General features: G+C 68.9%; 17 protein-coding genes. 15 read left to right on the top strand and 2 right to left on the bottom strand.

Annotated elements, in window-relative coordinates; all coding sequences use genetic code 11:
• Nucleotides 1–104: 104 nt before the first annotated feature.
• The 14 genes from KGD87_RS03150 to KGD87_RS03085 all read left to right on the top strand — a co-directional run bounded on the left by KGD87_RS03150 (nt 105) and on the right by KGD87_RS03085 (nt 16,508).
• On the top strand, nt 105–950 hold the full coding sequence (locus KGD87_RS03150; protein WP_284666077.1) for an HpcH/HpaI aldolase/citrate lyase family protein: 846 nt from the start codon (nt 105–107) through the stop codon (nt 948–950).
• A gap of 53 nt (nt 951–1,003) precedes the next feature.
• On the top strand, nt 1,004–2,236 hold the full coding sequence (locus tag KGD87_RS03145; protein ID WP_284666076.1) for an aminotransferase class I/II-fold pyridoxal phosphate-dependent enzyme: 1,233 nt from the start codon (nt 1,004–1,006) through the stop codon (nt 2,234–2,236).
• A gap of 34 nt (nt 2,237–2,270) precedes the next feature.
• The gene (locus KGD87_RS03140) at nt 2,271–2,801 is read left to right on the top strand and encodes a MaoC family dehydratase (protein WP_284666075.1); all 531 of its coding nucleotides are present in this window, start codon (nt 2,271–2,273) and stop codon (nt 2,799–2,801) included.
• A gap of 4 nt (nt 2,802–2,805) precedes the next feature.
• The gene (locus KGD87_RS03135; protein ID WP_284666074.1) at nt 2,806–3,804 is read left to right on the top strand and encodes an NAD(P)H-quinone oxidoreductase; all 999 of its coding nucleotides are present in this window, start codon (nt 2,806–2,808) and stop codon (nt 3,802–3,804) included.
• Entirely contained in the window at nt 3,797–4,069 is a 273-nt protein-coding gene (gene amcB, locus KGD87_RS03130; protein WP_284666073.1) for a cispentacin biosynthesis acyl carrier protein AmcB, read from the top strand. Before KGD87_RS03135 ends, amcB begins: the two co-directional genes overlap by 8 nt.
• Nucleotides 4,066–5,460: an amipurimycin biosynthesis protein AmcC gene (amcC, locus tag KGD87_RS03125; RefSeq protein WP_284666072.1), complete on the top strand. Its 1,395-nt coding sequence runs from the start codon at nt 4,066–4,068 to the stop codon at nt 5,458–5,460. Before amcB ends, amcC begins: the two co-directional genes overlap by 4 nt.
• Nucleotides 5,457–5,891, top strand: a complete 435-nt coding sequence (locus tag KGD87_RS03120) for an acyl-CoA thioesterase (protein ID WP_284666071.1) — start codon at nt 5,457–5,459, stop codon at nt 5,889–5,891. Before amcC ends, KGD87_RS03120 begins: the two co-directional genes overlap by 4 nt.
• Nucleotides 5,840–6,370 (top strand): cispentacin biosynthesis cyclizing decarboxylase AmcE, encoded by a 531-nt coding sequence (gene amcE, locus KGD87_RS03115; protein WP_284666070.1) that lies wholly within the window; start codon nt 5,840–5,842, stop codon nt 6,368–6,370. The genes KGD87_RS03120 and amcE overlap by 52 nt, the downstream gene beginning before the upstream one ends.
• Nucleotides 6,364–7,485 carry a cispentacin biosynthesis acyltransferase subunit AmcF gene (amcF, locus tag KGD87_RS03110; RefSeq protein ID WP_284666069.1) on the top strand — a complete coding sequence of 374 codons (1,122 nt, stop codon included), beginning with the start codon at nt 6,364–6,366 and terminating at the stop codon, nt 7,483–7,485. The genes amcE and amcF overlap by 7 nt, the downstream gene beginning before the upstream one ends.
• Nucleotides 7,482–8,069: a cispentacin moiety biosynthesis protein AmcG gene (gene amcG / locus KGD87_RS03105; RefSeq protein WP_284666068.1), complete on the top strand. Its 588-nt coding sequence runs from the start codon at nt 7,482–7,484 to the stop codon at nt 8,067–8,069. The genes amcF and amcG overlap by 4 nt, the downstream gene beginning before the upstream one ends.
• Nucleotides 8,062–9,465: an adenylate-forming 2-oxoglutaryl-ACP ligase AmcH gene (gene amcH, locus KGD87_RS03100; RefSeq protein WP_284666067.1), complete on the top strand. Its 1,404-nt coding sequence runs from the start codon at nt 8,062–8,064 to the stop codon at nt 9,463–9,465. The genes amcG and amcH overlap by 8 nt, the downstream gene beginning before the upstream one ends.
• 37 nt (nt 9,466–9,502) lie before the next feature.
• A complete protein-coding gene (locus KGD87_RS03095) occupies nt 9,503–14,326 on the top strand; it encodes a non-ribosomal peptide synthetase (protein ID WP_284666066.1) in 4,824 nt (1,607 codons plus the stop codon).
• A 241-nt stretch (nt 14,327–14,567) separates the two neighbouring features.
• Entirely contained in the window at nt 14,568–15,923 is a 1,356-nt protein-coding gene (locus KGD87_RS03090) for an AHH domain-containing protein (RefSeq protein ID WP_284666065.1), read from the top strand.
• A 15-nt stretch (nt 15,924–15,938) separates the two neighbouring features.
• Nucleotides 15,939–16,508 (top strand): hypothetical protein, encoded by a 570-nt coding sequence (locus KGD87_RS03085; protein WP_284666064.1) that lies wholly within the window; start codon nt 15,939–15,941, stop codon nt 16,506–16,508.
• Between the two features lie 82 nt (nt 16,509–16,590).
• On the opposite strand, the gene KGD87_RS03080 is transcribed toward KGD87_RS03085, so the two are convergent.
• On the bottom strand, nt 16,591–17,712 hold the full coding sequence (locus KGD87_RS03080; protein WP_284666063.1) for a hypothetical protein: 1,122 nt from the start codon (nt 17,710–17,712) through the stop codon (nt 16,591–16,593).
• 93 nt (nt 17,713–17,805) lie between these two features.
• The gene (locus KGD87_RS03075) at nt 17,806–18,984 is read right to left on the bottom strand and encodes a DUF6068 family protein (protein ID WP_284668762.1); all 1,179 of its coding nucleotides are present in this window, start codon (nt 18,982–18,984) and stop codon (nt 17,806–17,808) included.
• 432 nt (nt 18,985–19,416) lie between these two features.
• Here KGD87_RS03075 and prtB point away from each other — a divergent pair, with 432 nt between their 5' ends.
• On the top strand, nt 19,417–20,214 hold the full coding sequence (prtB, locus tag KGD87_RS03070) for a M57 family metalloprotease PrtB (RefSeq protein WP_284666062.1): 798 nt from the start codon (nt 19,417–19,419) through the stop codon (nt 20,212–20,214).
• Nucleotides 20,215–20,216 lie beyond the last annotated feature (2 nt).

Here is a 20,216-nt window from a genome sequence, read left to right as displayed (position 1 = left end):
ACCCAGACAATCACTGACTCATCGTGCCTCGAGCGGGCCGTCCGTGTTTCACGGACGGCGCGGTCACGGGTGCGCGCGGTGCAGGCCCTACCCCCGGAGGCGTGATGAAGTTCACCCGGTATTGCCGCTCCATCCTGTTCACCCCAGCGCTCGCCGTGGACCGCTTCGCGCGGGGGCAGCAAGCCGGCGCGGACATCAGCCTGGTGGACCTGGAGGACTCCGTTGCCACCAGCCACAAGGACGCGGCGCGGCAACATGCGGAGGCGTTCTTCACCGCGCCACGCGGCCCCAGCCGCCGGGCCATCCGCATCAACACCGTCACGCGGCCCGAGGGCCTTCGTGACGTGCTCGCCCTGCGCAACTACGCCGTCAAACCCGACGTCGTCCTGGTGCCGAAGGTCGAATCCCCCAGGGACCTGGAGATCGTCGAGCAGGTGCTCGGCGCGAGCTGCGCGCAGGTGGACCTGCTCGCCCTGGTGGAGACGCCTCGCGGCGTGGAGAACGTCCACGCCATCGCCAGCGCGACCCCGAGGCTGAAGGCGCTCGTGTTCGGCTCGGCGGACTTCTCCTTCAGCATCGGCGCGTCCCTGTCCTGGGAGTCCTTGCACTACGCGCGCTCCCGGCTCGTCACCGCGGCGCGCGCCGCCAACGTGCAGGTCGTCGACTCGCCGCTGTTCGACATGGCGGATGTGGAGGGCCTGCGCCGTGAGTGCCAGTTGGCCCGGAGCATGGGCTTCAGCGGCAAGGCCGCCGTCCACCCACGCCAGGTGGAGATCATCAATCAGGCCTTCTCCCCGGACGAGAACACGCTGCGCAAGGCGCGGAAGATCGTCACGGAGAGCCAGGCCCGCGACTTCAACATCTGCGTGGTCGAGGGAACCATGGTCGGTGCCCCGTTCGTCGAGGCGGCGAAGCGCACGCTCGAGGAGTTCGGCCCCCAGGAGGGCTGAAGCCCCAGCGCCGTCCCCCCATCCCCATCCCAATGCCCCCAGGAGGAGTCCACATGGAAGCAAGCAGCGAGCAGAGCGTCTTGGGTCCCCGGCGCTACCGCAACAACGAGAAGCTCATCGCCGTGGGCGACCGTGGCTGGCAGCACGCCAGGGACAACGGGCTCATCGGGCTCAAGGTGGACTTCGAGTCCAACAACCGGCTCGTCGATACCTGCACGAACCACGCGTTCATGACGCTCTGCTCGTGCTCCTACCTGGGCCTCAACCACCACCCGAAGATTCTGCAGGGCTCCATCGACGCGCTGCGGGAGGCCGGCACCAACAGCCTGGCCATGTCCACGCTGCGCATCCGCCTCAACCTGATGGCGCGCATGGAGGAGGGCCTGCGGGAGCTGTACGGCTGCCCCACCCTGCCCGGCGCCACCTGCAGCGCGTTGACCGCGGGCATCCTCCCGCTGCTCGCCTCCGGCCACGTCACCGAGGACGGCGAGCCGCGCGTCATGGTGTTCGACCGCTTCTGTCACTTCTCCATGGCCTACATCAAGCCCATCTGCGGCGATGAGAGCCTGGTGCTGACGAGCCCGCACAACGACCTCAACTACCTGGAGGACGTCTGCAAGAAGTACCCCCGCGTGGCCTACGTCGCGGACGGGGCCTACTCCATGGGCGGCCTCGTCGCGTTGGAGGGGCTGCTGCAGCTCCAGGAGCGCTACGGGCTCTTCCTCTACATTGATGACTCACACTCGCTGTCCATTACCGGCGAGCACGGTGAGGGGTACGTCCGCTCGCGGCTGAAGATGAACCCGCTGACAATGATTGTCGCCTCGCTGGCCAAGGCGTTCGGCAGCGCGGGCGGCATCGCGATGCTGGGCAGCGAGAAGAGCTTCGACTTCCTCTACCGGAACGCGGGGCCGCTGGCCTGGTCGCAGAATCTCCAGACGCCCTCGGTGGGTGCGTCGCTGGCCAGCATCGAGCTGCACCGCTCGCCGGAGCTGCGCCAGCTCCAGGACCAGTTGCAGCGCAACATCCAGCTCTTCGACAGCCAGTTCCCTTCGCCTCACGCGGGGAACGGCATGCCCATCCGCCTCATCCAGGTGGGCGAGGAGGCGCGCGCCATCCGGCTGTCCTCCGAGCTGTACCAGCGGGGCTACTACTGCTCGGCGGTGTTCTTCCCCGTCGTCGCCCGAGGCGAGGCGGGCGTGCGCGTGATGATGCGCGCGGACATGACGGAGCAGCAGGTCCGCACCTTCTGCGGCGACGTCAAAGACATCCTCTCCCACTTCTGACCGGCCCCACCTTCGGACCACGAGGACACGCACCATGGAGGGCACCGGAATCACTGGCTACAAGCAGCTTGGACCTCAGCGGTACCGGGAGGTCCTCGGCTTCCACTACGAGGACTTCACCGTGGGGGACGTGTTCGAGCACCGTCCCGGCAGGACGGTGACGGAGGCCGACAACGTCCTGATGAACACGCTGAGCATGAACCCGTCCCCGCTGCACCTGGACGCGGCGTACTGCGAGCAGACGGTGTGGGGCCGGCCGCTCATCTCCAGCCTGGTGACGTTCAGCATCGTCTGCGGCATGAGCGTGCGCAGCACCAGCGGCCGGGCCACCGCCAACCTGGGCTGGGACAAGATCCGCCTCACGCATCCCGTCTTCGCGGGCGACACGCTCTACGCGGAGAGCCGCATCCTCGCCAGGCGGCTGTCCGCCCGCCGTCCTGGAGAGGGAATCATCACCTGCGAGACGGTGGGCCTCACGTCGAAGGGCGAGGCCTTCCTCTCCTTCGAGCGCAGCTTCCTGGTGCCCACCCGCGAGCGGGCCGTCGAGGAAAGGGCGAGGTACTGACGCCATGCGCGCCGTCGTCTTCGAAGGCTCCGGGGGACCGGAGGTGGTGAAGCTGCGCGACGTCCCCAGGCCCGTGCCCACGCGGGAGGCGCTGCTGGTGAAGGTGCATGCCACGGCGCTCAACCGCGCGGACCTGATCCAACGTCAGGGCGAGTACCACGTCCCCGAAGGCCAATCCCCCATCCCCGGCGTGGAGGTGGCCGGCACCGTTGAAGCCTGGGGCGAGGCGGTGAGGGGCTTCACCCGGGGACAGCCCGTCTTCGGTGTGGTGGAGGGCGGCGGGCTGGCCGAGTACTGCCTGCTGGACCAGGGCATGGCCCTCCCCGTCCCTGCTGGATTTGACTTCGCGGAGGCGGCGGCCACCGCGGAGTCCTGCCTCACCGCCAACGAGACGCTCTTCACGCTCGGTGACCTGAAGCCAGGCCAGGCGGTCCTCATCCACGCGGCCGCCAGCAGCATCGGCACCACCATGGTGCAGATGGCCCGGCATGTGGGCGCCACCACCTACTGCACGGTGGGCTCACGGAGGAAGGTGGACGCCCTGCGCGCGCTGGGGGCCGACGCGGTCTTCGATTACCGCGAGCAGGACTTCGTCCACGAGGTGCTTCAACTGACGCGCGGCGAGGGCGTGCCGCTGGTGATGGACTTCGTCGGTGGCGCCTACCTGGAGCGCAACCTGGCGGTGTTGGGCCACGAGGGCTGCCTCGTGATGGTGGGGCTGCTGGATGGCATGTCGGCGCAGGTGGACCTGCTGCGCATCGTCCAGCGCCGCTTGCAGCTCAAGGGCTCCTCGCTGCGACTGAGGCCCATGCAGGAGAAGCGCGAGGTGAACGCGCGCTTCCGCCAGCGGTGGATGGAGGTGCTCGCCCAGGGCGGGCTGCGCCCCGTCATCCACGCACGCTACCCGCTGGAGGACGTGGAGACGGCGCTCGGGGAGATGGAAGCCAACCGCAACATCGGAAAGCTCGTGCTCACTTTGGAAAGGAATGCCAGCCATGCATGAAGAGCTGACGGAGAGCCTCAAGAAGATCCTCATCAACAACCTGTTCGTGGAGCTCCCCCCGGAGCAGATTGGCGTGGACGACGGGCTGCAGTCCGTCATCGGCCTGGACTCGGTGGGCTTCCTCGAGCTGCGCGTCATCTGCGAGGACGAGTTCAACGTCCGCATCTCCGACGAGGACTTCAACTCCGACAACTTCCGGACGGTGAATCAAATCGCCGCGCTCATCGTGGGCCTGAAGGCCTCCGCCCAGGGAGGCGCGTGGTGAAGGTGCCCGCGCCCGGAGGAAACCTGGAGGCGGCGGACCTGGACCGGCTGCGCGCCGGCCAGGCCCTGCAGATGGACCACTATGGCGGCGGGCGTCTGCCTTTCGCCTGCGTCCAGGCGCGAGGGCTCGTCCAGCACCTGGTTCCCCTGGAAGGCGAGAGCGCTGGCCGGGTGCTGGAGGTGCTGGACGCGAGCGGTGGCTACGCCAGCGCATGTCTGGGCGCGGGCCATCCTTGTCTCGCTCCGGCGTTCCGGGACGGCCTGGAGCGCGGCTACGTCACCGATGAGCTGGGCTCACTGGAGCGGACCCTGCTCCTGGAGGAACTGTTCGGCCCGGGTGGCCGCTGGGCGGACCGCTTCCCGGGCAGCGCCTACCACGCGAGCGGCCGGAACTCCGGCTCCGAGGGCCTGGAGCTCGCGCTGCGGCTGGTGCTGGAGTCCGGGTTCGACCGGCGGCGGATGACGGTGAAGGCAGGCCATGAGGCACGGCGGACGGTGCTCGCCTTCGAGGGCGCCTGGCATGGCTGGACGGGGGGCCTGGTGCCGCTGCTCAACCGCCGGCACTACCGCCTGGGCTTGCCCCCTCCGGCCTCCGAGCCCCCCTTCGGCCTGGACGTGGCGTTCCTTCCCTTCGGCGAGCGGGAGCCGCTGGAGCGCTTCTTCGCCGAGCAGGGCTCGAAGCTGTCCGCGGTCTTCGTCGAGCCCATTCAAGGCGATGCCGGAATCCTCGTCCCACCCCCGGGCTACCTGCGGCGCCTCGCCAGCCTGTGCCGTGAGCACGACGTGCTCCTGGTGGCGGATGAGGTGCTCACCTTCGCGAAGACGGGCCGCTGCTTCGCCATGACGGACGAGGCGGGGCCCATCCCCACCGACATCACCGTCATCGGCAAGAGCCTGGGCATGGGCGCGGTCTCTACATCCATGGTCATCGCGCGGCGTGAGCTGTCCGTGCGCTCCAGCGGCGCGGTCTCCACGTCGGACCTGCGGCCCCTCACCTGCGCGCTCATGCGCGCGGGGCTCCGGTACGTCTCGGAGGAACACCTCGTCGAACGAGCCGGAGCGCTGGGCGCGGAGTTGCGCGAGCGCCTGCGGCGCGACGTGGTGGAGTCCTTCCCGGAGCTGTTCCGGGAGGTCCGCGGCCTGGGCTACATGAACGGCATCGAGCTGACCGAGCGCGCCGCGGGCAGCCTCTCCCGTCTGCGCCACCGGCTCCTCGAGGCGGGCGTCTTCGTGGAGTTCATGGCCGGCGCGGGCAAGCGCTCCCACGGGCTGCGCTACCTGTTCCCCGCCATGCGCATCGCGCCGCCGCTCATCGCGGGCGAGGACGACCTGCGGCGCATCGTCGAGCGCATCCAAGAGGGCACCCGGAGGTTCGTGGAGGCGGGGCGATGAGCGACGCCCATCCCGCGCCACCGTGGCGCCACCGGGTGGAGCACGTCGACACCGATGCCTCGGGAGTCGTCCACTTCTCTCGCTATGCCTCGCTGCTGGAGACGGCGGCGCTGGAGGAGTTGGAGCGCAGGGGGGCGGGGCTCGGGGCGCTCGAAGAACAGCGGCTCGACCTGCGCGTGCGGGAGCTGCGTCTGAGCTACCGCGCCGCCGCGCGCTTCCAGGACTGGCTGCGGCTGGATGCCCGCCTGGAGCACGTGGGCCCCGCGAGTCTGAAGCTGGGCGTGACAGTCTATCGCGAGGGCTCCGCGCCCGAGCCGGTGCTGCTCGCCGCTGGAAGTCTGGACATGGCTGTCGTCAACCGAGAGAGCGGAGAACCCACATGCATTCCACCGACACTCAGCGCCGCGCTCAAGCGGTCACCCTCCCCCTGAACCCGACGGAGCGTCAGCCCAAGCCCCTGGGCTTCACCGCCCTGCGCCAGTGGCTCCGCCACCGGCACCCGATGATTCTCCTGGACCGCATCGTCGACCACGAGCCCGGGAAGTTCCTCGACGCCCTCATCTCCATCTCGGGGAACCTGGACTGCATCGCGGGGCACTTTCCCGAGCGCGCCATCTATCCCGGCAGCAATCTCATCCAAGCCTTCGCGCAGGCTGGCATCATCCTTTACCAGATGAGCACCTCGCTGCTGGCCGAGGACGAGTTGACATTGATTGGCTCGGTGGAGAGCCGGTTCCTCCAGGTCGTCGTCCCGGGGGACCAGGTGCTGCTGCGCGTTCAGGTGAACCGTCTGGCCGGAGGGCTCTTCGTCTACTCAGGCAAGGCGATGGTGGGCACCCGCCGGGTGGCGGCGTTCCGCGCCAGCCTCATCCGCGCCAAGGTCTCGGAGCTGGGCTCGCCGCTATGGTAGCGCCCGCCGCGGTGACGGGGGCCGCATGGAGCACGGCCCTCGGCCATGGGCTCGACGCCGTGTGGCGGCGGCTGCTGGCTGGCGAGCATGGCTTCGTCGAGGTGGCCTCCCCGCACCGTCTGCGCAACACCCTGGCCGCGGTCATTCCTCCTCACGGTGAAGGTCCCGCGCTCCGGCTGCGGCGCCTGGCGGTGGAGACGCTCGGCCGCGCACTGGCGAGGGCGGGGCTGGTCGCGGACGGCGCAGACACGCGCTTCGTGCTGGGCACGAGCCTGGGTGCGTGGCTCGACGATGCGCGTGAACGGGAGCTGCCCCTCCACACCTGGGCGGACGAGGTGGCCCGTGAAGTGGGCGCGCGCGAGGCGCCGGTCAGCCTCTCCACGGCGTGCTCCTCGGGCTCCGATGCCATCCTGGTGGGCGCGGAGCTCATCCGGTCCGGCGCCGCGGAGGTGTGCGTCTGCGCCGGCGTGGACGTCCTCACGCCGAGCAAGCGGCTGGCGCACTCGGCGCTCTCCACCATGTCACCGACGCGGCCACGGGCCTTCGATGCACGGCATGACGGCATGCTGCTGGGCGAGGGCGCTGGCTGCCTCGTGCTGGAGTCCATGAAGCATGCGCGGGGACGCGAGGCACCGCTGCTCGCCGTCTTCCGGGGCGCAGGCTCGGCCAACGACGCGGCGAGCATGACGTCTCCGGACCCGGCCGCCACGGGAGCGCGGCTGGCGATGGAGCGCGCCCTCGCGGATGCAGGGGTGGCCCCCGTGGACATTGGCGTCGTCAACGCGCACGGCTCGGCCACTCCCGCCAACGACCGCGCGGAGGCCGAAGCCCTCCGGGCCCTCTTCGGCGCGGGGCCGTCCCCGCTCGTCTTCGCGACGAAGGGCGCGTTCGGCCACACCCTGGGCGCCACCGGAACCATGGAGGCGATTGCCCTCATTCTCGCGCTGCGCGAAGGCGTGGTGCCGCCCGTCGCCGGCCTGGAGCAGCCCGAGCGAGACTTCCCCTGTCCGCTCCCCATGGGCCGGCCGGTGCGACATGAGGAGCGGCTCGGCCTGAGCCTCACGCTCGGATTCGGAGGCTTCGACACCGCGCTCGTCTTCGAGGTCCCACGATGACCGTGACGTCTCTCGCAAGCACGTCCATCGTGCTCCGTGGCAGCGCCGCGACGCGGAGCGATGGCGCCAACCCATACGCGGCGCGGGTGAAGACTACCGTGCGCTACGCCGACCCGATGGCCTGGGCGCTGGTGTGTGTCATTGGCGAAGCCACCGAGCCCCTGGGTGAGGGCTTCCGGTCCGCGGTGGACCGGTGTGCGCTCATCCAGGTCGGTCCCGAGGCCCCCCTCGAAGCCATGACGCAAGCCGCGAGCGAGGCGCTGCGCGGGTTCGCCTCGCCCCTCCGGTTCCCCGCCGCCACGCCCAGCGCGCCGGCGGGCCTCGCCTGCATCGTTCATGGGCTCCGCGGTCCGACGCTCGCGTTGACGTGTCCGGTGACGGACGGTGCCGGCATCGCCCTGGCGCTCGCCGAGGCCTGGCTCTCACGATGCGTCGTCGAATACGCGCTCATCGCGAGCACGGCAGCCGTGCCCGGCAGCGCCCCCCGGGCCGCGTGCGTGGTGCTCTCGCGCGGCGAAGGCCCCGCGGTGGACCCGGCGCTCCTGGTGAAAATCCTTCAGTCCGAGCCTCGCCCCCATGACTGACATCGCCACGAACCTCGCGGGCCTGCCCCTGTCGTCCATCCAGGCGTTCCTGGGCCGCGTCCGGGACCTCACCACCCCCCAGCCGGTCCAGCCCCTGGCGCAACTCGCGGCCGCGTGGCGGGCTCGCGGACTGCGCCCGGGAGACGTCGTCCTGCTGGCCCTGCCCAACGGCGCGGAGCTGCTGGCACAGACCTTCGCCATCCTCGCCGCGCGAGGTGTTCCCGCGCTGGTCTCCCCTTCCGCGCCCGCCGCACGGCAGCAAGCGCTCGTGGAGTCCCTCTCGGCCCGTGCGCAGGTCGCCATGCGCCGCCCCGCGCCCCTGGCCCAGGACGTGGACCGCTTCGCCCTGGGCGGGGCCGAAGTGGCCCTGTTCTCAGAGGCGCAGCCGCCCGCCGCGCGGCCCGGGGAGATGGTGCTGCTGACGTCGGGCACCTCGGGCTTCGCCAGCGGCTGCGTGTTCGACCTCGATGCGCTCTTCCGGAACGCGAGCCGTCACGCGGACGCCGTGGGCCTGCGCCCCAACGACACCGTGCTGGTGAACCTGCCGCTCTACTACTCATATTCGCTGGTGGCGCAGGCCTTCGCCTCGCTGCTTCGAGGTGCCGACCTGGTCGTCAGCGGGCCGCCCTTCCAGCCCGCCGCGTACCTGCGCTTGCTGAACGAACAGGGCATCACCGTGTCCGCCCTGACGCCGCTGCTGGTGCGCGCGCTGCTCCAGCAGGGCGGCGGCTTCCCGGGGGGACTGCGGTCGCTGGGTGTCGGAGGAGATGTCCTCTCCCCCGAGCATGTGGCGCAGCTCCTGCGCCAGCGTCCGCGAGGGGAGCTGTACCTCACCTATGGCCTGTCCGAGGCGGGCCCACGGGTCGCGACGCTGGCGGCCCACGCCGAGCCGTCCCACCGCTTCGCCTCGGTGGGCCTGCCGCTCCCGGGGACGCAGGTGTCGCTCGCCCCATGCGGACCCGGCAGCCAGCGGGAGCTGCTGGTGTCCTCGGACACGCTGATGAAGCGGCGCATCGGCCTGGTGGAAGGCGAGAAGCGTCACGCGTGGCGCGGCCCCCATCTGTTGGCCACGGGAGACATCTTCGACATCGACGCGGACGGCTACCTGTACTTCCAGGGACGGCGGTCCGACTTCCTCGTGCGAGGCAGCGAGAAAATCTGCATGGCCTCCGTGCGCCGCCTGGCCACCACGCTCCCCGGCGTGCTCAGCGCGCGCACGCAGGTCGTCACCGGCTCGGAGGGAGACGACTACGAGATGGTCCTCACCCTGGCAGACGAGAGTCGCCCCAGGGAGCACCTGACGGAAGCGCTCTCTCGCCTCCTGCGGCTCGCAGAGCGCCCGCGGCGCATCCACCTCGTCTCCGCCGATGGCGCCACCGCCGCGCTGCACAAGTAAGCCCGTGCCCACCTACCCAGCCGTGAGGGACCTTCCGATGACGCTCGCCACCCCGAATGCCAGCCACCAGCCCCCGCGCACTTCGACGGAGGAGGTCCTCTGCGAGCTCTGGAGCGTGCTGTTGGAAGTCGAGCAAGTGGGCATCCACGACGACTTCTTCCAACTCGGCGGCCACTCCCTCATCGCCACGCAGCTCGTCTCACGGCTCAACGAGGTCTTCCACCTCCGGTTCCCGCTGCCCAGCATCTTCGATGCCCCCACCATCGCGGAGCTGGCGGAGGCCATCGAGGCCGCGCGCGGAGCCACGGCTCCAGAACAGGAGCTCGCCCTCCGCCCCGGCGCTCATGGCGGCGACGTCCCGCTCTCCTTCGCGCAAGAGCGCCTCTGGTTCATGGAGCAGCTCCATCCCGGGACGGCCACCTACAACATCCCCGTCTTCTACCGCATCACCTCGCCGCTCGACGTCGGCGTACTCCAGCGTGCGCTCGATGAAGTGCTCCGCCGTCACGAGCCGCTCCGAGCAACCTTCGCCGCCGGCGAATCGGGGCCTGTCGCGCGCCTCGCACCGTCGCGCGCGTTCCCCCTGTCACTCATCGACCTGCGCCACCTCCCCGCCGAAGCCCGCGACACGGAGGTCTCGCGCATCACCACCCAGCAGGCGCAAAGGCCCATCGACCTCCTCACCGGGCCCCTCATCCACGGCACGCTGCTCCGGGTCGGAGAACAGGACCACCACCTCCTCCTCGCGGTCCATCACATCGTGTCCGATGGCTGGTCCGTGGGCGTCCTCATGCGCGAACTCAGGACGCTCTACGCGGACTTCGCGGCCGGCCGTCCTTCGTCGCTCCCCGAGCTGCCCATCCGCTATGCCGACTTCGCCACCTGGCAGCGGAAGTGGATGCCAGGACAGAGCCAGGAGCGGCTCCTCCCCTACTGGCGCAAGCGGCTCGCCGGAGCCCCGACGCTCCTCGCGCTCCCCACCGACCGTCCACGGCCACAGGTCCAGCGGTTCAAGGGCACCCGGCGGACCTTCCACCTGGCCGGGGAAACGACGCTGGCCATCGACGCGCTCTGCCGCAGGGAGCGCACGACGCTGTTCATGACGCTCCTGGCGGGCTTCAGCGCCCTCCTCCACCGCTACTCCGGACAGGAGGACCTGGTGCTCGGCTCCCCCATCTCCGGGCGCATCCGGCCGGAGGTGGAGGGCCTCGTCGGCTTCTTCGTCAACACGCTCGTCCTGCGCAATGACCTGTCGGGCAACCCACGCTTCGTGGACCTCCTCGCCCGCGTGCGCGAGGTGACGCTCGGCGCGTTCGCCCATCAGGAGCTCCCCTTCGAGAAGCTGGTCGAGGCCCTCCAACCCGAGCGCACCCTCCGCCATGCACAGCTCTTCCAGGTGATGTTCGTCCTGCAGAACGCGCCCACGCTGGAGGCGGCTTCATCCGCCGCGCTCCAGCTCGCCGCCACGGCGGAGTCCTGGGAGGTGAACACCGGGACGGCGAAGTGCGACCTCATCCTCTACATGGCGAGGACACCCGAGGGCCTCCGCGCCAGCTTCGAATACGACACGGACCTCTTCGATGACGCGCGCATCGAGCGCATGGCCGGGCACCTCCAGGTGCTGCTCGCTGCCGCTGCCTCCAATCCGCTCCAGCGCCTCTCCGAGCTTCCCCTGCTCACGCCCGCCGAGCGACACCGGGTGCTGCGCGAGTGGAACGCGCCTTCCGCTGACTTCCCTCGCGACCTCTGCGTCCACGAGCTCTTCACACGTCAGGCCGCTCGGACGCCGGACGCCGTCGCGGTGTCCTACGGCGCGCACGCCCTCACCTACCAGGCGCTGGACGCGCGCTCCAACCAACTCGCCCGCCACCTGCGCTCGCTTGGCGTGGGCCCCGAGGTCCTCGTCGGACTGTGTGTCGAGCGCTCCGTGGACCTCATCGTCAGCATGCTCGGCATCCTCAAGGCAGGGGGCGCCTACCTGCCGCTGGAGGCGTCGTACCCCGCCGAGCGGCTGGCGTTCATGCTCGAGGATTCGCGCGTCGGGCTCCTGCTCGTCCACGACGCCCGGCGCCAACACCTGCCAGCGTTCCAGGGCCCTGTTGTCCGCATCGACGCCGATGGGGACGCCATCGCCCGTCACTCCGCCCTTCCGCTTCCCCCGGTCGCCAGCGCCGACAACACCGCGTACGTCATCTACACGTCGGGCTCCACGGGCAGGCCCAAGGGCAGCGCCATCCTCCATCGGAGCGTCGCGGCCTTGCTGTTGAACTCCGACTTCGTCCACTTCACCCCGGAGGACCGCGTCGCCCAGGCCTCCAATGCGTCCTTCGACCCGAGCACGTTCGAAATCTGGGGCGCGCTGTTCCACGGCGCGCACCTCGTCGGCATCACCGCCGACCCGGCTCGCGAGCCCTACGCGCTCGCCGCCCAGGTCCAGGCCGAAGCCATCACCGTCATGTTCGTCACCACCGCCGTGCTCCACCTGCTGGCGCGCCAGGTGCCGGACGCCTTCCGCCACGTCCACACGCTCGTCTTTGGCGGTGAGGCCGCGGACCCGCTGGCGCTGCGCGAGGTGCTCCGGCACGGCCCACCCCGACGGCTGCTCAACGGCTACGGCCCCACCGAGTGCACGGTCTTCTCCACCTTCGAGCCCATCGACGCGCCACCGCCGCTCGGCCACCCCGTGCCCATCGGCCGCGCCATCACGAACGGCCCCGTCTACCTGCTGGACAAGCACCTGCAGCCGGTCCCCATCGGCGTTCCCGGCGAGCTCTACGTCGGTGGCGAGCGCCTGGGGCGTGGCTACTTCAACCGCCCGGAGCTCACCGCGAGGACCTTCGTCCCTGACTCCTTCAGCACGCAGCCCGGCGCCCGCCTCTACAAGACGGGAGACCTGGGTCGCCATCTGCCCGACGGCCGCATCGAGTATCTGGGCCGCGTTGACCTGCAGGTGAAGATCCGTGGCTTCCGCGTCGAGTTGGGAGAAATCGAGGAGCAACTGCGTCAGCACCCGGCGGTGAAGGACTGCACGGTGGTGGCGCTGCAGGCTGGGGGGGACCGCAAGCTGGCTGCCTATCTCGTCGCCCGCGAGCAGGCCCCCGCGCAGGCCTCGCTGCGCGGCTGGCTGCGAGAGCGGCTGCCGGAGCACATGGTGCCCGCGTCCTTCACCTTGCTGCCCGCGCTGCCGCTGACACACAACGGCAAGGTGGACCGGCGCGCCCTGCCCACGCCCGAGCCGGCCCAGGGGGACGCCTCCAGCTACCAGCCTCCGCGGACCTCCACGGAAGAGGTGCTCTGCCGGCTGTGGGGCGCGCTCCTGGAGATGGAGCGCGTGGGCATCCACGACAACTTCTTCCACCTCGGTGGCCATTCGCTCCTCGCCACCCAGGTCGTCTCAAGGGTCCGCGCCGAGCTCGGGGTGGAGCTGTCTTTGCGGACGCTGTTCGCGGAGCCCACGGTTGCCCAGTTGGCGAAGCACCTCGCCAGCACGGAGCCGGCGGTGGCCCTCGCGCGTCCGGTGCCGCCCCTGCGCAGGGTGGCGCGCGACGGGGCGATGCGGGTGTCCTTCGCCCAGGAGCGCCTCTGGCGCTTCTTCCAGCGGGCGCCCGAGTCCAGCGCCTACAACATCCCCCGCGCGTTCCGGCTGATCGGCCCGCTGGAGCCACGCCATGTCGAGGCGGCGCTCCAGGGACTCATCGCCCGGCACGAGGCGCTGCGCGTCACCTACTCCGAGGAGGACGGTGTGCCGGTGCAGCGCATCCAGCCCCCGCCCCGTTTCCAGCTCCGGGAGGTGGACCTGCGCGGGAGGGAGGACCGCGAGGCGGAGGCCATGCGCGACATGCTGGCGTCCGCGCTGCGCCCGTTCGACCTGACCCGTGGCCCCTTGATGCACGCGTCGCTACTGCGGCTGGAGGACGAAGAACATGTGTTGTTCTTCTGCATGCACCACATCGCGTCGGACGGTTGGTCCCTGGGCGTCCTCGCACGCGAGCTGAGTCGGCTCTACACGGCCAGCGTCACGGGGGGAGATGCAGGGCTGCCGCGGCTGGACATTCAGTACCCCGATTATGCGGCATGGCAGCGCGACTGGCTGTCCGGAGAGGAGCTTCGGGAGCGGATTGGCTTCTGGCGCAACGCGCTCCAGGGAGCGCCCATGCTGCTGAACCTCCCCACGGACCGGCCTCGGCCGGCGACTCGGACGTTCAACGGCCTCCGCCAGCCCATCGACCTGGGAAAAGAGCGCAGCCAGGCGCTGCACGCGCTCTGCCGCCGCGAGCAGGTGACGCCTTTCATGGCGCTGCTGGCGGCCTTCGGCGCCGTGCTGGCCCGACGTTCAGGACAAGAGGAGGTTGTCATTGGCTCGCCCATCGCCAACCGCCTCCAGCCGGAGCTGGAGCCGCTCATCGGGATGTTCGTCAACGGGCTGTGCCTGCGCGTCAACCTGCGCGGGGACCCGAGCTTCCGCGAGTTGCTCCGACGGGTGCGTGAGGAGACGCTGGCGGCGTATGCCCATCAGGAAGTCCCCATCGACCAGGTAGTGGCTTCGCTTGGGATTGAGCCGCCAGCGAACCGAACCCCGGTGTTCCAGGCGATGTTCGTCCTGCAGAACACGCCCACCGCGCCGCTGGAGCTGCCGGGCCTCACCGTGACACCGGTGCCTGTCAACCGTGGCTCCGTCACCTACGAGCTCACCCTGGCGCTGACGGAGACACCGGACGGCTTCTCCGGAACGTTGGAGTTCAACACCGACCTGTTCGAGCCAGCCACCGCGGAGAGACTGCATGCGGACCTGGTGGAGCTGCTGGACGTCGTGCTGGTGAACCCGGACCTGACCATGGCCCCCACGAGTCAGATGAGGTGACCACCGGAGGGGAACGGCTCGCATGCTCCTGGCGGATACCCATCAACCAGTCGGCTCACCCGGCCATCAACAAACGCGCGCGGCAACACCAAGGAGCCTTCCCCGAACCCCATCCGAACCAACTATTCAGGCTCCGGGACTTGACCGCGCTGTCAGCCCAAAGTGTCATCCTTCCTCCTCCTGGCCTGGGTGTGCTCGCTCGTGCTCGGAGCACTCGAAGCGATTGCTTGGGGGATGCCGCATGAGACTGCATCGGACCGTTGCATTGTTGCTCTTACCCCTGTTGACCGGCTGCGCCGCGGCTCGTGTGGTGCGCTTGGAGACGGACCGGGGCGAGGTCATCACCTTCACCCTTCGCACCGACGAAGCCGGACCCGTTGAATTGGGAGAGGATGAATTCAAAGAGGCCCTGTCCGAGTACGCGTGGGCCCGGCGGCCTCCGGCGCACCCGCAGGAGGCCGCCCGGCGGCTATTCGAGATGGACGCGCGTGGGGGAACGTACCTCTTCGATGCGCGCACCCGCCGAGTCACCCCGCTTGGGCCGGGCGAACAACTGGAGGGGGAGTCCTCGGAAGTTGACTTGGAACTGACACGTGCCTACCTGCGTTGGTGCGAGCGTACCGGGAGGAAGGGAGATTGCCTGCGCTTGCTGGCGGAGGGTCCGATGGTGAACGGGGATGGCCGATACGCGCTGGCCATGGCGCTCGCCCATGAGGCGGTGAACGAAGAGATGCTGGAAGCGTTCAGGGACAGGGCCGACCCACACGCCATGCTGGCGGCAGCGTTGTGGACGGGCACACTGTATCTCGTCTTATGGACGGTCCCGGAACCGGTGAGCAAGGGCCTGGCCGCTACGATGACTGCCACGTTGGTTGTCTACCTGGGGGTGGATACGTTCTGGAGCCTCATTACAGGCTTTCGAAAGTTGGTGGACGGGGCGGACCGGGCTCGCACGTTTGACGAACTCCGCGACGCGGGAGTGCGGTATGGCAAAATAATGGGGCGCAACGCGGCGCGCGCATTCGCCATGCTCGCCACGGTGGCCATCGGGAATACGGCGGCGGGGTTCGCGGGCAAGGTGCCAGCGCTGCCGGGGTCGGCGCAAGCATCCATGCAGGCCAGTTCTCAGGCTGGTATTGTGCTATCCGCAGTGAGCGAAGTGCAGATGATGGCGGTGACCGGGGAAGCGGTCACCATGGCGCTCGCCTCGGGCGCGGTCTCCACGACGGCGCGGGGCATGAGCGGCGCAGTTGCCGGCCCGGTGGCCGCGAAGGGACACGATCACCACATTGCTACGGACAAGTGGTGGGACTCCACCAACAGCGGTGGCCCTTGGTCACCACGGTTTCAGAGGCTCTTCGATAAGGCGGGCATGACCCTGAACGACCCGGTCAACATCGTCAACGTCAAGGGCCACAAAGGCCCTCACCCGCAGGAGTACCACGAGAAGATTTTTGAGCGGCTGGTTGATGCAACGCGCACATGCCGCAGTATTCAGCAGTGCCGCGTAGCACTCACCGCAGAACTCAAAAGGTTGTCGCGGCGAATCTCTACACCCGGAAGCGAACTCAACAACCTGGTGACCCGGGCCCAATGACGCCCGGGCATTCAAATGCCAACGCGATACTTCAAGCTGTCCGATGACATGGCCGTAAAGGGACGTTGGCTGCTTGGCGCTCCTACTGACTCAAGAGACATCGAGGTAGAAGAGTGGTGGGTGTTTACGGATGGGGCGCCAGTTTCAAATCAGGGACCATTGAAACTCCCGGTTGATGTTCCTGGCAGGGCCCTGGATTTCTCACTTGCGGCGTTCGGGACGCCGGTCATCCACGTTCGGGTGGCCTCACTCTTGGAGCAGATGGCGCCTTCTGACGTACAGATTCTTCCTGTTGAGATTCAGGGGCAGCCGGATCAGTTCTGCATCCTGGTGGCAACAAAGCTCATTCGCTGCATTGACGATGCCGCATGCAGAGAGGTGGAGCGCTGGATGCCGGAGGACGAACGGCCGGAGAAAGTCGGCCAGTACCGGGATGTTTCCGGGTTGCGGATTGACCCCTTGCAGGTGGGTGAGGCGAAGGTGTTTCGGACTTGGGGGTGGTCCATCGCCCTGATTGTTTCTGAGGAAATCAAAGCAGCCTTGGAACACATAGGGGCCACCGGAACGAAGTTCACGGAGGTTTAGAAGCGCGCAGGTGACTGGACCACCGCCTACGCGCTCGGGAGTTCGTGGTGTGGGCCTGAAATGACGATGGAGGCGCTCAGCTTCACTCAATCGTGGAGTTCGTCACGACGATGGGCGTGTCGTCGTGGTTCGAAATCTGCGGATGCGTCGGGTACCACGACCCACCCGTGTTGTTCCGAATCACCGAGCGGTCGATGCGGATGTCCCCCGAGTGGTCATTGCTCACGAAGAAGATGGCGCTGCCGTGCGCATTGACCTCGTTGTGCTCAATCCGGGTGCCGCAGAGTGACAGCGTCATCGTGTTGCCATCATTGTAGATGGCCCCGCCACTGCCCCCGCCCGGCGTCCCCGGCCGCGAGGGATTGGCGCCATTGCCGACGGCCCGGTTATGAGAGAACAGGCTGTTGAGGACGGTCCACGACACGCCAATGCTGCTGATGCCACCGCCGTTGGAGCAGGCGCCGCCGTAACCCGCCTTGCCACCGAAGGTCGTGTTCACCACGTACACCGGCTGGTTCCGGTGCTGGCTGAACACCCGCAGCGCGGCGCCGCCCACGTCCGGCCCCACATCCGCGCAGGCGTTGTTGAAGAACCGGGAGTTGATGACCTTCACGCGCCCGCCGCGAACCCAGACGGCGCCGCCGCCGTCGAACTCGGTCTCCGCCTTGGAGCTGGCGTCCACGAACGTCAGGTTCTGCAACGTCAGCCGGGGGTGGTCCTGGTCCTGGCAGTGCGCCGTCGTCCACACCTGGTCCGCGTCGCAGGTGTTCATGTACAGGATGCGGTGCCGCCCCGCCCCGCTGAGCGTCACCAGCCCCTTGCCGTCAATGACAATCTCCGGCCCCGTGTCGTTGAAGATTTTCGCCGTCCGCTCCAGGGTGATGGTGACGGGCTCGGGACCACAGTCGAAGGTGATGACCCCACCCCGCGCCACCGCCTGGAGGAACGCGTCACTGGTGCAGCTCGCCGGGCTTCCCGTGCCGATGACGGTGGTGGGCCGGGAGACGTCCGCGAGGCCAGCCTCCGCCGGGATGGCGCACGTGGCCTCCGGATTCTGATTCCCGGCGGGTGGCCCCTCCTTGGGATTCGTCAGGGGGTTGGGCGTGTCCACGCCACCGTCATCCTCCGAGCACCCCAGCCCACCGGCGAAGGAAAGTCCAAGCAGCACGAGCGCGGGCAGCCGACGAAATCTCTCAAGGTGCATGAGGCCTCCAGTCCGCCCCCAGTGTAGCGCCCCATTCCGCCGGCCTGCCCGGCTCGCTCGGAAGAGGGCCTCTGCCTGAAGCCTACCCAGCCGTCACGGCTGCCCGCCGAGCCACGAACCCCATTGGACGAGCCGGCTGCCGCCCGCGGACTCACGCTGGCCCCCCGCCTCCACGCGCTCGGTGGCGCTGTCGAGCGACTGGAAGCGCGCTTCATACGGCACGCCCGCGAGCCCCGGCGCCCAGGGGTCCGCCGCATAGGTCTCCGTATAGACGTGCCGCGTGCCCTCGTCGTCGTCCGTGCGCTGCTCCGTCAGCGTGGGCACGCTCCGGTCTCCCACGGTGAAGGTGCCACCGGCACCCGCCTTGGCCGCGCCGGGAGGCCACTCCCCTGACACCAGCGCATCCCAGGGGAGGCCCATCACCAGCTCCTCCAGGGCCTCTGGCTCCGCCTTGGAGAAGTCGGAGCAGGGGTCGCTCCCGGTGCCCACGGGCCCCTCCGAGCGAAGGACAGAACCGCGCTCGGCGGTGAAGCACACGCGCAGCACCTCCTGCGTGGGCGCCATGTTCACCCTCCGGTCGTAATACGCGCCGGGCCCCAGCGGCCGCTCCAAGGAGGGGGCGGGAGCGCTGGCCTCGGCGGAGCCCTCCTGGAACTCCCGCAGCGACAGCTTGACGCCCCCCGGCGTCCGGAACCCGGCCGACTCGGTGCTCGCCTCCAGCAGGCCGCGCGTCAGGTAGAGCAACGTCGAATCATTGGCATACACGCGCGTGCGCAGCGGACCATCCACGGGACGCTGATCGCTGACATAGCGGGTGGCCTCCCAGTCCCGGCCGGAGAAGGAAGGACGCTCCGCCGTCACCTGCCCTGGACGCGGCACGTCAACCGGGCGCGTCACGTCCGAGCGCACCGGAACCACCAGGTCCCTCGCCAGCCGCGTCTGAGACAACGGATTGCCCGCCGCGTCCGTGAAGGCCACCCGCACGTAGACCCAGGGCTGCTGGACGGACACGACCTCCAGCGTCAACTGGCCATCGAGCGTGCGCGCGGCGTCAGCCTCACCGGGTGTGGGGCCCTGCGTCGCGGAGAAGGCATAGGTGACGCGGTCGCCCACGCGGGCGCGCTTCCAGGCCTCCGCGGCCTGCTGAGAAGTGGAGTTCTCACGCTGGGCGTCCACCGGCGAGGGATTGCTCGACATCGTGCTCCCACAGCCAGGGAGGAACGCTAGGACCGCGCCCAGCAGCGCGGCAACAGGACAGGTGACGTGGCGCATTGGCATACGCGACTGGATACACCGCCAGTGCATTCACGCGCACCTCTCGTCGGACGCGTGTGTCCCTCCCTGCCCGATTACAGGGTTGTAGTTTGTTTTCACCTGTGTCAGATCAGGCCTGGGGTGTCTTTGCCCCATGGGGCAGGTGACCGATAACCAGACATCACTGTGTGGTTTTGGAACGCTTGGCCGTTTCCGAGGAATCCACCGTCGTCTCGCGGGCTTGCGGCGGCCGACGTCAACTCTGTTTACGTACCCGTGACTTGGGCCTGGAGCGCATGGACTCCACGCTAGTCAACGATTTCTCGTTTCTCACCCTGCGGGACTCGTTGGCCCATCAATTGCTCAAGGGCCGGGGCGCGTCTCACCGCGGCTGGTGGATACCAGGCGGATGGCGCGACCCCCCGTAGTCAAATGGACGAGGAATCTCCGATGCCCATGTTCCAGAAGATGTTCAAGGGAGCTGCTGTTCTCGCGGTGACCGGTAGCATGATGCTGACGGGCTGCGGCACCGACATGCAGGCCGGTGAGCAGAACGAGCAGGATGAGATCATCGCCAACCTGGTCGAGGCCGGCTTCCCGGCGGACGACATCCTGCTGTCCGACGGCCAGGTGTACGTGGGCCGCGACGCGCACGTGACGCTCGAGGCGTCCCGCGAGATGCTCCAGTCGGACCTGACGACGCAGGAGCAGTACCGCACGACGAACCTCGTCAGCTCGTCCATCTCCGTCATCTGCATCGTCCCGAACTCCGCGTACGCGGCCAACTCCACGTTGATGTCCGGCCTTGACCGGGCGATCGCCAACTACAACGCGCTGGGCCTGTCGTTCCGGATGCAGCGCGGCGGCAGCGGCTGCAGCGCGACCATCTCCGCGCGCACCACGTCCGGCGCTGGCGGCTCGGCGGGCTTCCCCTCCGGCGGCCGTCCCTACGGCATCATCAACATCGGCACCGGCACGGCCAGCTACGGCGTGGCCGTGGTCGAGCACGTCGTGACGCACGAGCTGGGCCACGCCGTGGGCCTGCGCCACTCTGACTACTACAACCGCAGCATCAGCTGCGGTGGCTCGGCCACCAACGAGGGCACCGCGGGCGTGGGCGCCATCCACATCCCCGGCACGCCGACCACTGCCACCCGCGGCGGCTCGCTCATGAACTCCTGCTTCAGCTCGTCCGAGACGGGTAACTTCAAGAGCTCCGACGTCACGGCGCTCCAGTACCTGTACTAAGT

This window comes from Myxococcus sp. SDU36, from assembly GCF_030168875.1.
GTDB lineage: Bacteria > Myxococcota > Myxococcia > Myxococcales > Myxococcaceae > Myxococcus > Myxococcus vastator.
The sequence above is the reverse complement of the archived record's forward strand: the minus strand, read 5'-3'. Positions and strand labels throughout refer to the sequence as shown.

Coding starts and splice junctions, on each gene's coding strand:
- KGD87_RS03120 (WP_284666071.1), top strand. CDS start 5,457: ATGAGCGACGCCCATCCCGCGCCACCGTGGCGCCACCGGGTGGAGCAC.
- amcE (WP_284666070.1), top strand. CDS start 5,840: ATGCATTCCACCGACACTCAGCGCCGCGCTCAAGCGGTCACCCTCCCC.
- KGD87_RS03075 (WP_284668762.1), bottom strand. CDS start 18,984: ATGCGCCACGTCACCTGTCCTGTTGCCGCGCTGCTGGGCGCGGTCCTA.
- KGD87_RS03140 (WP_284666075.1), top strand. CDS start 2,271: ATGGAGGGCACCGGAATCACTGGCTACAAGCAGCTTGGACCTCAGCGG.
- KGD87_RS03135 (WP_284666074.1), top strand. CDS start 2,806: ATGCGCGCCGTCGTCTTCGAAGGCTCCGGGGGACCGGAGGTGGTGAAG.
- amcF (WP_284666069.1), top strand. CDS start 6,364: ATGGTAGCGCCCGCCGCGGTGACGGGGGCCGCATGGAGCACGGCCCTC.
- KGD87_RS03145 (WP_284666076.1), top strand. CDS start 1,004: ATGGAAGCAAGCAGCGAGCAGAGCGTCTTGGGTCCCCGGCGCTACCGC.
- amcG (WP_284666068.1), top strand. CDS start 7,482: ATGACCGTGACGTCTCTCGCAAGCACGTCCATCGTGCTCCGTGGCAGC.
- amcB (WP_284666073.1), top strand. CDS start 3,797: ATGCATGAAGAGCTGACGGAGAGCCTCAAGAAGATCCTCATCAACAAC.
- amcH (WP_284666067.1), top strand. CDS start 8,062: ATGACTGACATCGCCACGAACCTCGCGGGCCTGCCCCTGTCGTCCATC.
- KGD87_RS03150 (WP_284666077.1), top strand. CDS start 105: ATGAAGTTCACCCGGTATTGCCGCTCCATCCTGTTCACCCCAGCGCTC.
- KGD87_RS03080 (WP_284666063.1), bottom strand. CDS start 17,712: ATGCACCTTGAGAGATTTCGTCGGCTGCCCGCGCTCGTGCTGCTTGGA.
- KGD87_RS03095 (WP_284666066.1), top strand. CDS start 9,503: ATGACGCTCGCCACCCCGAATGCCAGCCACCAGCCCCCGCGCACTTCG.
- prtB (WP_284666062.1), top strand. CDS start 19,417: ATGCCCATGTTCCAGAAGATGTTCAAGGGAGCTGCTGTTCTCGCGGTG.
- KGD87_RS03090 (WP_284666065.1), top strand. CDS start 14,568: ATGAGACTGCATCGGACCGTTGCATTGTTGCTCTTACCCCTGTTGACC.
- KGD87_RS03085 (WP_284666064.1), top strand. CDS start 15,939: ATGCCAACGCGATACTTCAAGCTGTCCGATGACATGGCCGTAAAGGGA.